Source organism: Agrobacterium larrymoorei (assembly GCF_013322225.1).
Classification (GTDB): domain Bacteria; phylum Pseudomonadota; class Alphaproteobacteria; order Rhizobiales; family Rhizobiaceae; genus Agrobacterium; species Agrobacterium larrymoorei_A.
Genome location: NZ_JAAMFB010000011.1, coordinates 188241 through 205546 on the forward strand (window position 1 = coordinate 188241; position 17306 = coordinate 205546).

12 protein-coding genes and 1 pseudogene are annotated in these 17306 nt (G+C 54.8%); 8 read left to right on the top strand and 5 right to left on the bottom strand.

The features are described 5' to 3' along the window. Positions 1-32: 32 nt before the first annotated feature. The 4 genes from metG to G6L28_RS07100 are packed head-to-tail and all read left to right on the top strand — an operon-like array spanning position 33 to position 5005. On the top strand, positions 33-1583 hold the full coding sequence (gene metG, locus G6L28_RS07085) for a methionine--tRNA ligase (RefSeq protein ID WP_174063073.1): 1551 nt from the start codon (positions 33-35) through the stop codon (positions 1581-1583). Between the two features lie 6 nt (positions 1584-1589). Continuing rightward, a complete protein-coding gene (locus tag G6L28_RS07090) occupies positions 1590-2372 on the top strand; it encodes a TatD family hydrolase (protein WP_174063074.1) in 783 nt (260 codons plus the stop codon). Positions 2373-2375: 3 nt separating this feature from the next. After that, positions 2376-3206: an MBL fold metallo-hydrolase gene (locus G6L28_RS07095; RefSeq protein ID WP_174063075.1), complete on the top strand. Its 831-nt coding sequence runs from the start codon at positions 2376-2378 to the stop codon at positions 3204-3206. 17 nt (positions 3207-3223) lie between these two features. After that, positions 3224-5005, top strand: a complete 1782-nt coding sequence (locus G6L28_RS07100; RefSeq protein ID WP_174063076.1) for a chloride channel protein — start codon at positions 3224-3226, stop codon at positions 5003-5005. Between the two features lie 590 nt (positions 5006-5595). On the opposite strand, the gene gyrA is transcribed toward G6L28_RS07100, so the two are convergent. Beyond that, on the bottom strand, positions 5596-8379 hold the full coding sequence (gyrA, locus tag G6L28_RS07105) for a DNA gyrase subunit A (protein WP_174063077.1): 2784 nt from the start codon (positions 8377-8379) through the stop codon (positions 5596-5598). A gap of 252 nt (positions 8380-8631) precedes the next feature. Here gyrA and G6L28_RS07110 point away from each other — a divergent pair, with 252 nt between their 5' ends. Continuing rightward, positions 8632-9261, top strand: coding sequence for a MarC family protein (locus G6L28_RS07110; protein WP_174063078.1), 630 nt, complete (start codon positions 8632-8634; stop codon positions 9259-9261). A 79-nt stretch (positions 9262-9340) separates the two neighbouring features. Then, positions 9341-10489: an HPP family protein gene (locus G6L28_RS07115; protein ID WP_174063079.1), complete on the top strand. Its 1149-nt coding sequence runs from the start codon at positions 9341-9343 to the stop codon at positions 10487-10489. Between the two features lie 61 nt (positions 10490-10550). On the opposite strand, the gene G6L28_RS07120 is transcribed toward G6L28_RS07115, so the two are convergent. Further along, complete coding sequence (locus G6L28_RS07120) at positions 10551-10808, bottom strand: hypothetical protein (protein WP_174063080.1); 258 nt, start codon at positions 10806-10808, stop codon at positions 10551-10553. Positions 10809-11010: 202 nt separating this feature from the next. Next, positions 11011-11553 (bottom strand): single-stranded DNA-binding protein, encoded by a 543-nt coding sequence (locus G6L28_RS07125; RefSeq protein ID WP_174063081.1) that lies wholly within the window; start codon positions 11551-11553, stop codon positions 11011-11013. A 289-nt stretch (positions 11554-11842) separates the two neighbouring features. Here G6L28_RS07125 and uvrA point away from each other — a divergent pair, with 289 nt between their 5' ends. Both uvrA and G6L28_RS07135 read left to right on the top strand, forming a co-directional pair. Beyond that, the gene (gene uvrA / locus G6L28_RS07130; RefSeq protein ID WP_174063082.1) at positions 11843-14764 is read left to right on the top strand and encodes an excinuclease ABC subunit UvrA; all 2922 of its coding nucleotides are present in this window, start codon (positions 11843-11845) and stop codon (positions 14762-14764) included. A gap of 46 nt (positions 14765-14810) precedes the next feature. After that, positions 14811-15611 (top strand): DUF72 domain-containing protein, encoded by an 801-nt coding sequence (locus G6L28_RS07135; RefSeq protein ID WP_174063083.1) that lies wholly within the window; start codon positions 14811-14813, stop codon positions 15609-15611. A gap of 98 nt (positions 15612-15709) precedes the next feature. On the opposite strand, the gene dusA is transcribed toward G6L28_RS07135, so the two are convergent. After that, complete coding sequence (dusA, locus tag G6L28_RS07140) at positions 15710-16720, bottom strand: tRNA dihydrouridine(20/20a) synthase DusA (protein WP_174063084.1); 1011 nt, start codon at positions 16718-16720, stop codon at positions 15710-15712. Between the two features lie 482 nt (positions 16721-17202). Then, a pseudogene (locus G6L28_RS07145) lies at positions 17203-17306 on the bottom strand (IS481 family transposase); the annotation flags it as partial.

Below are 17306 nucleotides of genomic sequence, written 5' to 3' on the forward strand. Positions count from 1 at the left end.
TTGAAAACAGACCGTAAAGTCGATCGAGCGTCATGACAGACAAGACACCTTTCTACATCACTACCGCGATTTCCTACCCTAATGGCAAGCCGCATATCGGCCATGCCTATGAACTCATCGCGACGGATGCTATGGCGCGCTTTCAGCGTCTGGATGGACGGGATGTCTTCTTTTTGACAGGCACGGACGAGCATGGCCAGAAGATGCAACAAACAGCACGCGCCGAAGGCATTTCGCCAGAAGAACTTGCGCAGCGCAACTCCGATCAGTTCCGCGAAATGGGCAAGCTTCTCAACGCCTCCAATGACGATTTCATCCGCACGACGGAGGAGCGTCACCATGAGACATCGCGCAACATTTGGACCCTGATGGCCGCTGCGGGCGACATCTACAAGGACAGCTACGCCGGCTGGTATTCCGTGCGTGACGAGGCCTATTACGCCGAGGACGAAACGGAAGTCCGCGCCGATGGCGTTCGCTATGGGCCGCAAGGTACTCCTGTCGAGTGGGTGGAGGAAGAAAGCTATTTCTTCAAGCTCTCCGAATATCAGGACAAGCTTCTGAAGCTCTACGAAGACAATCCTGATTTCATCGGCCCGGCAGAACGCCGCAACGAGATCATCTCGTTCGTTAAATCTGGTTTGAAGGACCTTTCGGTCTCCCGCACCACCTTCGATTGGGGCATCAAGGTGCCGAACGATCCCAAGCACGTCATGTATGTGTGGGTAGATGCGCTGACCAACTACATTACCGCGACCGGTTACATCGAAGACAAGAACGGTGAGCGTGCAAAATATTGGCCTGCGGACGTCCACATTATCGGCAAGGATATTATTCGCTTTCATGCCGTTTACTGGCCTGCTTTCCTGATGAGCGCTGGCTTGCCGTTGCCCAAGCGTGTTTATGCGCACGGCTTCCTGCTCAACAAGGGCGAGAAGATGTCGAAGTCACTCGGCAACGTGGTCGATCCGATCAATTTGGTGAACCATTTCGGTCTCGATCAGGTTCGCTATTTCTTCCTGCGTGAAGTCTCCTTCGGTCAGGATGGCAGTTACAGTGAAGAAGGTATCGGTGTTCGCATCAACGCAGACCTCGCCAACGGTATCGGCAACCTTGCCAGCCGGTCGCTCTCCATGATCGTCAAGAACTGCGATGGGCAGATCCCGACGCCAGGCGCGTTCACTGATGAAGACAAGTCGATGCTGGCTGCTGCTGATGGCCTGATTGCCATTTGCCGCGAAGAGATGGGCAAGCAGTTGATTCACAAGGCACTCGCTGCAATCATCGCCGTCGTTTCTGAAACCGATCGTTATTTCGCCGGGCAAGAACCGTGGGGGTTGAAGAAGACCGACCCGGAGCGCATGGGAACCGTGCTCTACGTGACCGCAGAAGTCGTGCGTCAGATCGGCATTCTGCTACAGCCATTCATGCCTCAATCATGCGACAAGCTGCTTGATCTCGTTGCCGCACCTGCGGACAGCCGAGATTTCGCAGCACTGGGCGAAGCTGGCCGTCTGGTTCCTGGCACTCCGCTTGAAGCGCCAAAGCCCGTCTTTCCGCGTTACGTGGCGCCAGAGGCTTGAAATAGCATGCTGATCGATACCCATTGCCATCTGGATTTCGCCGATTTCGATGCGGAGCGCGACGATATCATCGCCCGCGCTCATGCCTCCGGCGTCGCCCAGATGGTGACGATCTCTACCCGTGTTCGTCGCCTGCCGGAATTGTTGAAGATTGCGGAGCAATATCCGTCCGTTTTCTGCTCGGTCGGCACGCATCCGAACAATGCGGACGAAGAACTGGATATCACTACCGACGAACTCGTGCGGCTGGCTAACAGCCACGAGAAGATCGTGGCGATAGGCGAGGCGGGTCTGGATTATTTCTACGACACGCAAAAGCCGGACGACCAGAAAACCGGCCTGCGACGTCACATCGAAGCGGCGCGTATCACCAAGTTGCCGCTCGTCATCCACAGTCGCAGCGCTGATGAGGATATGATCGCAATACTGCGTGAAGAAAGCGGTAAGGGGTCTTTCCCTTTCATTCTACACTGCTTCTCCGCAGGGCCGGAATTGGCGAAAGCCGGTGTCGAACTCGGCGGTTACGTTTCCTTCTCAGGCATTTTGACGTTCCCCAAGTCGCAGGACATCCGCGATATCGCCGCAACTGTTCCACTCGACAGGCTTCTGGTGGAAACCGATGCGCCTTACCTTGCACCAAAGCGCTGGCGTGGAAAACGTAACGAGCCATCCTACGTCGTTAACACCGCGGAGGTTCTGGCCGAGGTGCATGGCCTGTCTTATGAGCGGATGGCAGAGATCACCACTGAAAATGCATTTCGCTGTTTTTCGAAAATGACGAAGGTCTGAGCCTTGGCCAATTATCGGCGTCGTTTCACGATTCTCGGATGCGCCTCATCTCCCGGTGTGCCACGGATCAACGGTGACTGGGGTGCCTGCGATCCGGTAAACCCGAAAAACAGACGTACGCGTACAGCTTTCATGGTTGAACAGATTGCGCCAGATGGCGGCGTGACGACCATAGTCATCGACACCGGACCTGACTTTCGTGAGCAAATGATCGCCGCTAGAGTCCAGAACATCGACGCCGTTCTCTACACTCACCACCATGCGGACCATCTTCATGGCATTGATGACCTGCGCGGCTATTTCATCACAACAAAAAAGCGTATTCCCATCTATGCCGAACCGGACACGATGCAGCGCATTCGGGAGGGCTTTCCCTACTGTCTGGAAACGCCGCCCGGCAGTAACTATCCGCCCATCGTTGAACCGCATACCATCGATGATCTCGATAAGGACATTGTTATAGACGGCTACGGCGGCCCGCTGCGGGTAAGTCCGCACCTTCAGCAGCATGGGGACATTGTTTCGCTTGGATTTCGCTTTGGCGATGTCGCCTATTGCACCGATGTCAGTGATTTTCCAGCCAAGTCCGTCGATAAATTACAAAACCTCGACATGATTATCATCGATACGCTCCAGTATCGGTATCACCCCAGTCATCTTTCCCTAGAACAATCATTGGGCTGGATTGAAAAGCTCGCCGCAAAACGTGCTATACTGACCCACATGCATACGCCGCTCGATTACGACACTGTTATGCGTGAGACGCCCGATCACGTCGAACCCGGATACGATCTAATGCGGTTCGAAGTGGAGCTTCCCGTCGAAGTTCTTTGAATAAGTAGAGGAATGCGATGTCGACCAAGCCTTTCCGTGCACCAAGTATGGCGAGCTTTTTCGACAATTTGCGGAGCGGACGCCTGCGCGCACTCGTGCGTCGTGGCGAAGTTTCACTTGTCATACTCGCGATTTTTATCGGTATCGCTGCCGGATTGCTCGTCGCCTTGATCGGCGCGATGAGCAGCGCAATCCACATTCTGGTTTTTGGTGTGGAGAGACTGAGTAGCAGTAATTTGACCGGTTGGGTGGTGCTCGCCGGACCGATAGCGGGCGGCGTCATTCTTGGTATTATCATCTTCGTGCTATCAAAGACCCGCAAGAAGCCGATGGTCGACCCCATCGAAGCCAACGCGCTCCATGGCGGTCGTCTGTCGCTGACGGATAGCATCATCGTATGCGCGCAAAATATCGTTTCGAATGGCTTCGGCGCATCGGTGGGTCTCGAAGCGGGATATACTCAGGTTGCCAGCGGCGTCGCATCGAAGCTCGGCGTCAAACTGAAACTCAGGCGAGGGGACATGCGTATCCTTGTTGGATGCGGGGCGGCGGGCGCCATAGCCGCTGCTTTCAACGCGCCATTGACCGGTGCATTCTACGCAATCGAGCTCATCATCGGAACCTATACTATTGTGACGTTAGCGCCGCTCATAGTGTCAGCGCTTGTCGCAACCATGGCCGCAGATTTGATTTCCGACCATGGGCTGACCATTGAGATTTTTGGTTCCAGCGTGGTGACACCACCAGACTATCTGCCGGCGATTTTTCTCGGCATGGCTTGCGCGGGTATAGGGATCGTCTTCATGCAGGCCGTTTCTTATATCGAGGAAACAGCGCGCAAGAGTGCAATTCCAATTTGGGTTCGACCCACATTGGGCGGCATCGTGGTCGGCGGATTGGCGTTGGTCTCACCGCAAGTCCTTTCAAGCGGCCATGGCGCGCTACACCTCAATCTTGATGCCAACATCACTTTGCTCGGTCTTTTCGGGCTTTTTCTTCTGAAAGCGACAGCCAGCGCCGTTTCCATCGGCTCCAGCTTTCGCGGCGGTCTTTTCTTCGCTTCGTTATTCATGGGATCGCTGCTCGGCAAGATTTTTGCGATCTGCGCGCCTTACCTTGGCTATGGAGATACGCAGCCAGTTGTCTACGCCGTCATCGGTATGAGTGCCTTCGCAGCCGCCATAATCGGTGGTCCTTTAACAATGACGTTTCTGGCGCTTGAACTGACCGGAGATTTTCAGATTACGGCGCTGGTGCTTGCGGCAGTCATAACCACCTCGTTGGTCGTTAGAACCACGTTCGGCTACTCTTTCGCCACATGGCGCTTTCACTTGCGCGGCGAAAGCATTCGAAGCGCACACGATATCGGCTGGATCAGAGATTTGACGGTCGGCAAAATGATGCGCGCCGATATCCGGATGGCCAACCTCAGCATGGGAATTTCGGCGTTCAAGGAAAAATTCCCGCTCGGATCCACGCAGCGCGTCATTATGACTGACGACGATGGACGCTACGCGGGCATTATCCTGGTCCCGGAAATTTACGCCGATCCAATCGAGCGCGATGCAGCAAAAATCAACCTTGAAACCTATCTGCATTACAAAAACGATGTACTGCTAACCACAATGAACGCTCGCCAGGCCGCAGCCAAATTCGACGAAACAGAAAGCGAAGCATTGGCAGTCGTGAACGACAAGGTCGAAAATCGACCAGTGGGTCTCCTGACTGAGAGCCATACGCTGCGACGATACAGCGAAGAACTCGATTTACGACGCCGCGAAGCATCTGGTGAAATATAGCCGCACAAAACAGCAACCGCATTAGTCATCAGGCGGTGGTAGCGCATCTTGTGATATCTGATAGCCGTAAAAGTTCCATAATATATATTATGCGATCTCAGTATGTGCAGAGTAAGCAATGCGACACTCTCCTCGCACACACTGGTCAATGTCAGTGTTGTGCGAGGATGCGACTAGGTCAGCTTGGCTTGGGTCATGAGCGTTCGGCACAGTGGACACCCCTTCAATATGACGTCGACGAAACTGCGTCTCGCGCAAACCACAATGGAAACCCGGAAACGACTGTGGCTGACCTTTGCACTGAACTCGGCCTCATCCCACAGACATCTATCGCGGCGTAGATCCACGGCAAGCTTCGAAAGGATGACGAGCGGTTCCTTCAGCGCTGCACGTAAGTCCTAAATGAATGAAGAAGCCGGATTTCTACACCAACTGAGTGGTTCTCCGATAATACGATTGAGCCAGGCATGGCGCTAAACCTGCCCCGCAAAAAAGCTGCGCGAGCCATGCCACCAATCAAATCTTAGTCTCCAGAATCAAAAAAGCGACGGACATTCCTGTCCATCGCTTTTTTCTTGCAATGAAAGCTATCAGTTCTCTGAAGGGCCGGATTCTGTTGCTTCTGCACCCTCATCGGCGCCTTCCAGTGCCTCTACCTCTTCGTCACTTTCTGGCTCGTTTATGCGCTCGACCGAAACGACTTTCTCGTCCTTTGCGGTAGAGAAGATGGTAACGCCCTTCGTCGCGCGGCTGGCAATGCGGATGCCGTTGACCGGCACGCGGATAAGCTGACCGCCATCCGATACCAGCATGATCTGGTCGCCGTCTTCGACCGGGAATGCGGCAACCAGTTCGCCGATTTCCATAGTCTTCGAGGTATCTGTAGCGCGGATTCCCTTGCCGCCGCGACCGGATGTGCGGAAGTCATAGGAAGACGAGCGCTTGCCGAAGCCTTTTTCAGAAACCGTCAACACGAACTGTTCGCGTATCTTGAGTTCCTGATAACGATCTTCCTTCAGTTCGCCTTCTTCCGTAACTTCCTCACCAACCAACGCAATCTCTTCTTCATCGACACCGGCTGCACGACGCTCGGCTGCAGAGCGTTTAAGATAGGCTGCCCGTTCCCATGGCTCAGCATCACTGTGGCTGACGATAGTCATGGAGATGATACGATCGCCTTCGCCCATATTTATACCGCGAACGCCCACCGAATTACGGCCCGCGAAAACGCGAACGTCATCAACGGGGAAGCGGATGCACTGGCCAAGCGCCGTGGTCAGCAATACGTCGTCACGGTCGGTACAGGTTTCCACGGAGAGAATCTCATCGCCCTCCTCGTCAAGCTTCATGGCGATCTTGCCGTTTCGGTTAACCTGGATGAAGTCGGAAAGCTTGTTGCGGCGCACCGTTCCGCGCGTGGTTGAGAACATGACGTCCAGCGTTTCCCACGTCGCCTCATCTTCCGGCAATGGCATGATCGTGGTGATACGCTCGCCCGCTGCGAGCGGTAACATGTTGATAAGCGCCTTGCCCTTGGACTGCGGTGTACCGACAGGCAGACGCCAGACCTTCTCCTTGTAGACAATACCACGCGAAGAGAAAAACAGAACCGGCGTGTGGGTATTGGCCACAAAGAGACGGTTGACGAAATCCGCATCGCGCGTCGCCATGCCCGAACGCCCCTTGCCGCCACGACGTTGTGCCTTGTACGTGGTCAATGGTACGCGCTTGATATAACCGAGATGGGACACGGTAACGACCATGTCTTCACGGGCGATGAGGTCCTCATCATCCATATCCGGACCGCCCTCGATGATTTCGGAGCGACGGGGCGTTCCGAATTCTTCACGGACTGCGGCCAGTTCGTCCTTGACGATTTTCTGGATGCGGATGCGGGATGACAGGATATCAAGATATTCGCTGATTTCAGCGCCGATCTTGTTCAACTCGTCGCCAATTTCGTCACGGCCGAGAGCGGTCAGGCGAGCCAGACGCAGCTCGAGGATCGCACGCGCCTGTTCTTCGGACAGGTTATAGGTGCCATCTTCATTGATACGATGACGTGGATCGTCGATCAGCAAGATCAGGCTCTCGACGTCCGCGGCAGGCCAGCGACGAGTCATCAGCTGTTCGCGGGCGGTTGCGGGGTCCGGTGCTTGACGAATAACCCGAATGACTTCATCGATATTCGCAACGGCAATCGCCAGACCGACCAAAACGTGGGCACGTTCGCGTGCCTTGCGCAGCAGATACTTGGTGCGGCGGCTGACGACATCTTCGCGGAAAGACACAAAGGCGCGCAGCATATCCAGCAGCGTCATCTGCTCCGGCTTGCCACCATTCAGCGCAACCATGTTGCAGCCGAAGGATGTCTGCAGCGGCGTATAGCGGTAGAGCTGGTTCAGAATGACTTCCGCATTGGCATCGCGCTTCAGTTCGACGACAACGCGATAGCCCTGACGATCGGATTCGTCGCGTAGATCGGAAATGCCCTCGATACGCTTTTCCTTGACCAGCTCGGCCATCTTCTCGATCATCGATGCCTTGTTCACCTGAAAAGGAACTTCGGTGATGATGATCTGTTCACGATCGCCGCGCATCGGCTCGATTGTCGCCCGGCCTCGCATGATGACAGAGCCACGACCTGTCTCATAAGCAGACCGGATGCCGGAACGACCCATGATGAAAGCGCCGGTCGGGAAATCCGGTCCGGGAATAATCTGCATCAATTCCGGCAGATCGATCTCCGGGGTGTCGATCAGAGCGATACAGCCGTCAATGACCTCCGAGAGATTGTGCGGGGGAATGTTCGTCGCCATGCCGACAGCGATGCCACCTGCCCCGTTGACCAGAAGGTTCGGGAACTTGGCGGGAACAACGACAGGCTCCTGTAAGGTGCCATCGTAGTTATCGCGGAAATCGACAGTTTCCTTGTCGAGATCGTCGAGCAGGGAATGCGCAGCTTTCTCCAGGCGGCATTCCGTATAGCGTTCCGCCGCCGGCGGATCTCCGTCGATGGAGCCGAAATTGCCCTGCCCGTCGATCAACGGCAAACGCAGGGACCAATCCTGCGCCATACGTGCAAGGGCATCATAAATTGCCGAGTTTCCGTGCGGATGGTACTTACCCATCACGTCACCGGTTACGCGGGCGCATTTTACGTATTTCTTGTTCCAGTCGATGCCGAGTTCGGACATGCCGTAAAGAATACGGCGATGAACGGGCTTCAGGCCGTCACGGACGTCGGGAAGCGCGCGGGACACGATAACGCTCATGGCGTAATCGAGATACGACCGCTGCATTTCCTCCATGATGGAAATCGGCTCAATGCCTGGCGGAAGCTTTCCGCCGCCTGGGGGGCTCTGGTCAGTCAAAACAGATCACATTCTCTTTTAAGAATCGGATAGATTTTTATATCGGAAACAGTGGCATTGCGCCAATTTCCAAGGCGGTTTTGAACAGTCTTTTACGTCATTTACAAGACGATACACAGTTTTATGCGGGCTGGGAGGCAAAAGCCCGTTCGCGGGGTTTCAAAGGTGCGTCACCTTGCCTAACATCACGCAAAAACCAGCTGTCTCGGACATCGAAATAGATGCTGGGACCGGCCATAAAGCGGGAAAGACATGGCAAACGTAGAACTCCTCGTCAATGCGCTGACAACGATGCTCGTCACGCTCGACCCGCCAGGACTGGGGCCCGTGTTTCTGGCACTGACCGCCGGTATGACGCGGGCGCAGCGCGGTCAGGTCGCGTTGCGCGGCTCGCTAATCGCCTTTGGCATTCTCGCGATGTTCGCGCTGTTTGGCGCATCGATATTGGAGTTGCTGGGCATTTCGCTGGGGGCATTCCGTATCTCAGGCGGACTGCTTCTTTTCTGGATTTCCTTTGAAATGATCTTCGAGAAGCGGCAGGAGCGTAAGGAAAAGACGTCGGAAATGGCAGTCACACAAGATCATATCCAGAATATCGCCGTGTTTCCGCTGGCTCTGCCCCTCATTGCCGGTCCAGGTGCTATTTCCGCGACCGTGTTGATTTCCGGCACGATGGCGAGCACTTTCGACAAGATGCTGTTCATTCTGCTGCTTGCGTTCAGTATGCTGCTGGTGTTCCTAGCGCTTCTGGCCGCCGATCGGTTGGACAGGTTCCTGGGAAATACCGGCCGTGCTATCCTTACGCGCCTCCTTGGCGTCTTGCTGGCCGCACTTTCAGTTCAGTTCGTGGTCGACGGAGTAAAATCTGCCATGAACTCCTGAGTACTAGGTCGATAAATCCGAGACAGCATTTTCATTTCTGCGTAAAAGCCGTTTCCAGTGGGAATCGGATTTTGAGGACATGAAAAATCTGTTGCGGCTTATTGTGCCGGAAACAAAGCCGGTCAGTTACAGAGAGCGGCTTCGTGCAGCGGCGGGTGCGCTAATCGGCATTTTCGTAACCGGCTTGGTGGGTTACCTCGCAGTCGGCGCCACTACTGCCCTTCCAGCCTTGATCGCGCCCATGGGTGCCTCAGCCGTGCTGTTGTTCGCCGTACCATCCAGTCCGCTTGCGCAACCATGGTCGATCCTTGGCGGCAACATCATCTCGGCGCTCATCGGCGTCACCGTCGCTATGCTTGTCACCAACCCCTTCATCGCCGCAGCCATCGCCATCAGCATTGCGATTGCCGCCATGATCAGCCTGCGCTGCCTCCATCCACCGAGTGGTGCAGTCGCGCTGACGGCAGTTCTGGGTGGTTCCGTCATTCACGATTTAGGCTATGGTTTTGTGCTGTGGCCAGTAGCCGGAAACTCGCTCATTCTCTTGACGCTCGCCGTGCTGTTCAACAACGTAACCGGTCGCCCCTACCCGCATTCGATCAGGCCACAACCCGCAGGCCATGGCACGGAAGGCCCAGCGCCCATCGAGAGAATTGGCTTCTCATCCGCTGACCTTGATGAGGTCCTGAAAGAATATGACGAGGTTCTCGATATCAACCGCGACGATCTCGAGACCATCTTACGGCGGACCGAACTCCGTTCCTATCGCAGGCGCGCGACGCATCTCGATTGCGCCAGCATCATGTCGCGCGATGTTGTTGGCGTTGCACCAGACGATCCTCTGCGTCACGCCCACGCGCTAATGCGCGGCCACCATTTCAAAGCCCTGCCCGTAACAAACGACAATGCGGAGGTGGTAGGGATCGTTACGCAAACGGATTTTCTCGATAAGGCCAAATGGACGAACGGTCGCCCCAGCATCGGTTTCGCCCAGCGCTTGCGCCTGATCCTAACTGGCAAATCAGCGCCGAATGATACTGTCAAAGACATCATGACGTCGCCTGTTAAAACCGTTACGCCACACACGCCGATAGAGGATGCAATCGTCATCTTCGCCGAACAGGGCTTGCACTACCTGCCGGTTATCGATGCAAACAACAAGCTCTCCGGCATTATTTCGCAGTCTGACGTTCTCGTTGGAATGCTGGCAGACAAAGCGACGACATAACTGTCAGCAACTGGAAGCGGGCTATTTCAGGCACCTTGGCGCGCTGAACACCCGCAAGTTGTTATCGCTTCGCCTTCAGGATCCGTTTCCAGATCGTGCCGCCGAGATAGTGATTGAAAACTATAAAATAGGCGATCATCAGCGCGAACAAGATGAGTGCTGGCATGCCGTTCAGTTGGAAGCCATTTTCCGTACGACCACCCAAGATGGATGCCACCAGAAAACCCAGAACCCAAAATGCGGTGAAAAAATCCAGAATAAATGCGAGTACGATGCGCCAGGTTGCTGGCTGCTTGGGTGTTGTCGTTTGATCTGTCATGCGTGGAGCCCCACTTCAATTGATTGCCAAACTAAACGCTTTTCGCGGATTTCATCCTGCCAATTTTCGATGGCGATCCACGCACTCAGTGAAATTCTTTCAAAGATGCGATTGTAAGAACCACCCGGTGGAAAAAGAGCGGCAACAACAGTCACCGCTCTACAGATACGCCTATACCCAAACTCCGGCCGTGCTTTGCGCCTCAGAACGGAATGTCATCATCCAGATCGTTGGAGAAGTTGCCGGAAGACTGACCACCGCGGGAAGAGCCGGAACTGCCACCACGAGAAGATTGCTGATCGTATCCGCCGCTTCCGCCGCCATAGGAGCTTCCACTACCATAATCGTTACCGCCGCCGAAGTCTCCGCCACGACCGCCGCCGCCACCTTCGCCTCGGCCGTCCAGCATGGTCAGCGTCGCATTGAAGCCTTGCAGAACCACTTCGGTGGAATAACGGTCATTGCCGTTCTGATCCTGCCACTTGCGGGTCTGCAACTGGCCTTCGATGTACAGCTTCGCGCCCTTCTTGACATATTGCTCGACAACCTTGCACAGACCTTCGCTAAACACGACGACGGTATGCCACTCGGTCTTTTCCTTGCGCTCACCGGAATTGCGGTCGCGCCAGCTTTCCGATGTTGCGATGCGCAAGTTGGCAATAGGACGACCATCCTGCGTGCGGCGGATTTCCGGGTCAGCGCCGACGTTTCCGACCAGAATAACCTTGTTTACGCTGCCAGCCATATCTATCTTCCTGTCTGCCGAACGTCATGGACGGCATTTCCTGTTCTAAAATCCAGCGCACCATAGCCCATCGTCTACCGGGATGGGCAGCAGATGGAACGACAATCCACAAGGAATGTTCTTGGCCAATGTACGGCTTGCAATCCGTTCCTTTTTTGTTCTATTAAGGCATAGCCAGTGAGTCAAGTGGATATAAACGCTGAGTTTCGACGCAATGCACCTAGACTGGCGGTCTATGGTCATTGCGCAAGAACCGACGCTTCCCAACACCTTAAATCCGAGCCTTGTCATGAGTGAATTGAAGACGATTTCCATCCGCGGTGCCCGTGAGCACAATCTTAAGGGCATCGATCTTGATTTGCCGCGTAACAAACTGATCGTCATGACGGGGCTTTCCGGCTCTGGCAAATCATCGCTCGCCTTCGACACCATCTATGCGGAGGGACAGCGCCGTTATGTAGAGAGCCTTTCGGCCTATGCGCGCCAGTTTCTGGAAATGATGCAGAAGCCGGATGTCGATCAGATCGAGGGTCTCTCTCCGGCAATTTCCATCGAGCAAAAGACGACCTCGCGTAATCCGCGTTCGACAGTCGGCACGGTTACCGAGATTTACGATTATATGCGTCTGCTGTTTGCGCGTGTCGGCGTCCCCTATTCGCCCGCTACGGGACTGCCCATCGAAAGCCAGACCGTTAGCCAGATGGTAGACCGGATCCTCGCTTTCGAGGAAGGCACACGCCTCTATATTCTCGCGCCGATGGTGCGTGGACGAAAGGGCGAATATAAAAAAGAACTCGCGGAGCTGATGAAGAAAGGCTTTCAGCGCGTGAAGGTGGACGGGCAGTTCTACGAAATTGCTGACGTCCCTGCCCTCGACAAGAAATATAAACACGATATCGACGTCGTGGTGGACCGCGCGGTAGTGCGTCCCGATATGGCTGCGCGTCTGGCCGACAGTCTTGAGACATGCCTCAAGCTCGCTGATGGCCTTGCTGTTGCAGAGTTTGCAGACAAGCCCCTACCTCCGGAAGAAACGGCGGCGGGCGGTTCAGCAAACAAGTCTCTCAACGAAACCCATGAACGGGTGTTGTTTTCAGAGAAATTCGCCTGCCCCGTCTCCGGTTTCACGATCCCGGAAATCGAGCCGCGCCTGTTTTCCTTCAATAATCCCTTCGGTGCGTGCCCGACCTGTGACGGTCTGGGCTCGCAACAGAAAGTCGATGAAGCGCTGATTGTGCCGGAACCGGCACGTACGCTGAAAGACGGTGCAATTGCCCCTTGGGCGAAGTCCTCATCGCCTTACTATAATCAGACGCTTGAGGGGATTGGCAAAGCCTTCGGCTTCAAGCTTTCCAGCAAGTGGAACGATCTGTCCGACGCAGCGAAGAAAGCGATCCTGCAAGGCACGGATGAGAAGATAGAATTTCAGTATCAGGACGGTGCCCGCTCCTACAAAACCGTCAAGAACTTCGAAGGCATCGTGCCTAATCTCGAACGCCGCTGGAAGGAAACGGATAGCGCATGGGCGCGCGAAGAGATCGAGCGTTACATGTCCGCAGCGCCCTGCCCGGCCTGTGCTGGTTACCGCCTGAAGCCCGAAGCGCTGGCGGTGAAGATCAACAGGCTTCACATCGGCGAAGTTACGGCAATGTCGATCCGGACGGCGCGCGACTTGTTCGAAGGGTTGCCGGAAAAGCTGAACGCTAAGCAGAACGAGATCGCTGTTCGGATCCTCAAGGAAATCCGCGAGCGCCTTCGCTTCCTGAATGATGTTGGGCTGGATTATCTCAGCCTTTCGCGTAATTCCGGCACCCTCTCCGGTGGCGAAAGCCAGCGTATACGTCTTGCGTCGCAGATCGGTTCAGGCCTGACGGGCGTTCTTTACGTTCTCGACGAGCCTTCCATTGGTTTGCACCAGCGCGACAATGCCCGCCTTCTCGATACGCTGAAACATCTTCGCGATATCGGCAACACGGTTATTGTCGTCGAACACGATGAAGATGCGATCCTGACTGCGGATTATGTCGTTGATATCGGCCCCGCCGCTGGCATCCATGGCGGCGAAGTCGTGGCCGAGGGCACGCCGCATGAGGTGATGGCAAACCCGAAATCGCTGACCGGAAAATATCTGTCCGGCGAGATGGGCGTGAATGTCCCTTCCGAGCGGCGCAAGCCGAAGAAGGGTAAGGAGATCAAGGTCGTCGGCGCGCGCGGAAATAACCTGAAAAACGTGACCGCTTCCGTGCCGCTTGGCGTATTTACGGCGGTAACAGGCGTTTCTGGTGGCGGGAAATCAACCTTCCTCATTGAGACGCTGTATAAGTCCGCCGCCCGACGCGTCATGGGTGCGCGTGAAATTCCTGCCGAGCATGATCGTATCGATGGTTTCGAGTTCATCGACAAGGTAATCGACATCGATCAGTCGCCGATTGGCCGCACACCGCGGTCCAATCCAGCCACCTACACCGGAGCATTTACGCCGATCCGAGACTGGTTTGCCGGTTTACCGGAAGCGAAAGCGCGTGGCTATGCTCCCGGTCGTTTCTCATTCAACGTCAAGGGTGGACGCTGCGAAGCCTGTCAGGGTGATGGCGTTATCAAGATCGAGATGCACTTTTTGCCTGATGTCTACGTTACCTGTGACGTTTGTCACGGCAAGCGCTACAATCGCGAAACGCTGGATGTGACATTCAAAAGCAAGTCGATCGCGGATGTGCTGGATATGACAGTTGAGGAAGGCGTCGAATTCTTCTCCGCCGTCCCTGCCGTGCGTGACAAGCTACAATCGCTCTTCGATGTCGGACTTGGCTATATCAAGGTCGGGCAACAAGCCAATACACTTTCGGGTGGCGAAGCGCAGCGCGTGAAACTCGCCAAAGAACTGTCAAAACGCTCGACCGGCCGCACGCTCTATATTCTCGATGAGCCGACCACAGGCCTGCATTTCCACGACGTCAACAAGCTGCTGGAAATGCTGCACGAACTGGTGAACCAAGGCAATTCGGTCGTGGTGATCGAGCACAATCTGGAAGTGATCAAGACAGCTGACTGGATCATTGACATCGGCCCTGAGGGCGGCACGGGCGGCGGTGAAATCGTCGCTATTGGAACGCCAGAGCAGATCGTCAAGGAGAAGCGCTCCTATACAGGTCAATTCCTGAAAGAGTTGCTGGAGCGGCATCCCGACAAAAAGATACAGGCGGCAGAGTGATCTGCCGTCCGAAGATGTTTTATGAAGACTTGAGAGGGAGGACATGATGAGTAAATCGGGAACGATCCGCGCGGGGATCGGTGGCTGGACTTTCGAGCCATGGGAAGGCACGTTTTATCCCGAAAAACTCACAAAGAAGCGCCAACTCGAATATGCTGGATCGAAGTTGAAGGCAATCGAGGTAAACGGCACCTATTATGGTAGCCAGAAGCCCGAAACATTTGCGAAATGGGCGTCCGAAGTCCCTGATGACTTCATATTCTCATTGAAAGCGAGCCGCTTTGTCACCAATCGCAAAGTCTTGGCGGAGGCCGGGGAGTCGATTACAAAGTTTCTGACGCAAGGCTTGACCGAGCTCGGTGAACACCTCGGTCCGATCCTGTGGCAGTTCGCACCCACAAAGAAATTCGAACCGGATGATTTTTCCGCTTTCCTTGCTCTGCTGCCGAAGAAGCAGGATGGCTTAAGGCTGCAACACGTAGTCGAGGTGCGGCACGATAGTTTTCAGGTCCCCGAATTCATCGACATGCTGTCAAAGCACAATGTCGCGGTCGTTTGCGCGGACCATCATGACTACCCTATGCTGCCGGACGTGACCGCAGATTTCGTCTACTGTCGACTTCAGAAAGGCGAAGACAGTATCGAGACATGTTACCCTGAAAAGGATGTGAAGTCCTGGAGTGAACGGCTGAAAGCCTATGCGTCTGGCGGTGCACCAGACGATCTTTCACGGATCGCTCCGGACAGTCAGGCAGAGAAAAAGCCCCGCGATGTCTTCGCCTTCTTCATCACGGGTGGCAAAGTAAACGCACCGAACGGTGCGCAACTCTTGCAGACGCTGGTATGACTTTAGTCATTGAAGGCGACCGCTTTTGAGTAGTCTGCCTTCAACTCAGTTTCCGCACAGCTTGGCGGGACATGCGTTTGTGTCGGTGCAAAGTATCACTAAACCGCCATACCGGCAGGCGCTTTTTCGAAATCAATCGCAGCAAAGGCTGCGGCGATGACTTCTGGGCCAGCCCCCGGTTTCGTAGCATCACTGGAGAGAATCTGTCGAAAGCGGCGTGCGCCTGGCATGCCTTGGAAAAGGCCTACCATGTGTCGGGTCACGTGATTGAGCCGACCACCCTTGGCAATATAATCCTCGGCATAGGCCATCATCGCGTCTCGCAAGGTTGCCCAGTCCAGCTCGTTCGAAGGCTCGCCGTAGATGCGGTGATCAACATCCGCGAGAATGGAGGTGTTGTGGTAGGCGGCACGACCCAGCATCACGCCATCCATATGCTTCAGATGCGCTTCGGCTTGATTGAGATCGGCAATGCCGCCATTGATACCGATGAACACGCTGGGATTTTCTTGTTTCATACGATAGGCAAGCTCGTAATCCAGTGGCGGCACTTCGCGATTTTCCTTGGGCGATAGACCCTGAAGCCAGGCTTTGCGGGCATGTATCCAGACCGCATCTGCGCCCGCCGCAACAACCCGCGCGATGAAGTCGGGCAGAACAGATTCAGGCTCCTGATCGTCTACGCCGATACGGCATTTGACGGTAACAGGCACCGTCGCAACGGCCTTCATCGCCGCTATACAAGCGGCAACAGTGTCCGGCTCCCGCATCAGGCAGGCGCCGAACGTACCGGATTGGACACGATCCGAAGGACAGCCGACATTCAGGTTGATTTCATCATAGCCGTAATCTGACGCAATCCTGACCGCTTCGGCGAGTTTAACGGGATCAGAGCCACCCAGTTGCAGCGCCACGGGATGCTCTTGGCTATGATAGTCAAGAAGCTTGTCGCGCTTGCCGTGGATGATAGCATCGGCAACGATCATCTCAGTATAGAGCAGAGCATGTTGCGACAACTGGCGATGAAGGAACCGGCAGCGCGTGTCCGTCCAGTCGATCATCGGCGCGACGGCAAAGATTTTTTTACGTCTATGATATTGATTTTTCATGGCTTACCAAAGCTGCACATAACGCCATCAGCGCGTTCGTAGAACATTTGGAGCACTCTCTATCATGATCAACCATTTGAATCCATTGGTGTGCTTTTCGCATCATTTCCCAACTGCACACAAAACTGCACTATTGGGATTGGTGTCATTGCACAATTCATGGCAGTTCATCGCAGATCACAACCAGTGCCAAATCAGGGCGTAAGATGTTTGATAGGCAGAGGGCAATGCGACTGCTGGACCACAGGATGCAATCCGTAGCCACTCTAAACTGGGCGCTTCGTCTGCGATCAGAGTGGGATAAAGCGCCATCTATTACTGTGTTTGTCGACGGCAAGTTGACGCTCGAAGGCAACTTGAATGCCATTATCAACCCCATACTGGAGGTCGGGCTGGTTCATTGCCGAGCCATGCTCGAATTTCTTGGGCTTTGCGACATTAGTGGAGCGCTTGGCCAGATAAAAAAGCGAAGGAAAGGCGACCTAGTTGTTTAGTCCCGGGAATTGATGGGTCGGGTCGGTGGTGAATCGATCCGGTTCATTTGTCAAGCTCCGACAAATGAATTCGTATGGAGTGAGGCCTTTGA

Bases quoted from the DNA above. Each gene is read 5' to 3' on its own strand.
- G6L28_RS07100 (WP_174063076.1), top strand. From the start codon at position 3,224: ATGTCGACCAAGCCTTTCCGTGCACCAAGTATGGCGAGCTTTTTCGAC.
- uvrA (WP_174063082.1), top strand. From the start codon at position 11,843: ATGAGTGAATTGAAGACGATTTCCATCCGCGGTGCCCGTGAGCACAAT.
- dusA (WP_174063084.1), bottom strand. From the start codon at position 16,720: ATGAAAAATCAATATCATAGACGTAAAAAAATCTTTGCCGTCGCGCCG.
- G6L28_RS07120 (WP_174063080.1), bottom strand. From the start codon at position 10,808: ATGACAGATCAAACGACAACACCCAAGCAGCCAGCAACCTGGCGCATC.
- G6L28_RS07125 (WP_174063081.1), bottom strand. From the start codon at position 11,553: ATGGCTGGCAGCGTAAACAAGGTTATTCTGGTCGGAAACGTCGGCGCT.
- metG (WP_174063073.1), top strand. From the start codon at position 33: ATGACAGACAAGACACCTTTCTACATCACTACCGCGATTTCCTACCCT.
- G6L28_RS07110 (WP_174063078.1), top strand. From the start codon at position 8,632: ATGGCAAACGTAGAACTCCTCGTCAATGCGCTGACAACGATGCTCGTC.
- G6L28_RS07135 (WP_174063083.1), top strand. From the start codon at position 14,811: ATGAGTAAATCGGGAACGATCCGCGCGGGGATCGGTGGCTGGACTTTC.
- G6L28_RS07115 (WP_174063079.1), top strand. From the start codon at position 9,341: ATGAAAAATCTGTTGCGGCTTATTGTGCCGGAAACAAAGCCGGTCAGT.
- G6L28_RS07090 (WP_174063074.1), top strand. From the start codon at position 1,590: ATGCTGATCGATACCCATTGCCATCTGGATTTCGCCGATTTCGATGCG.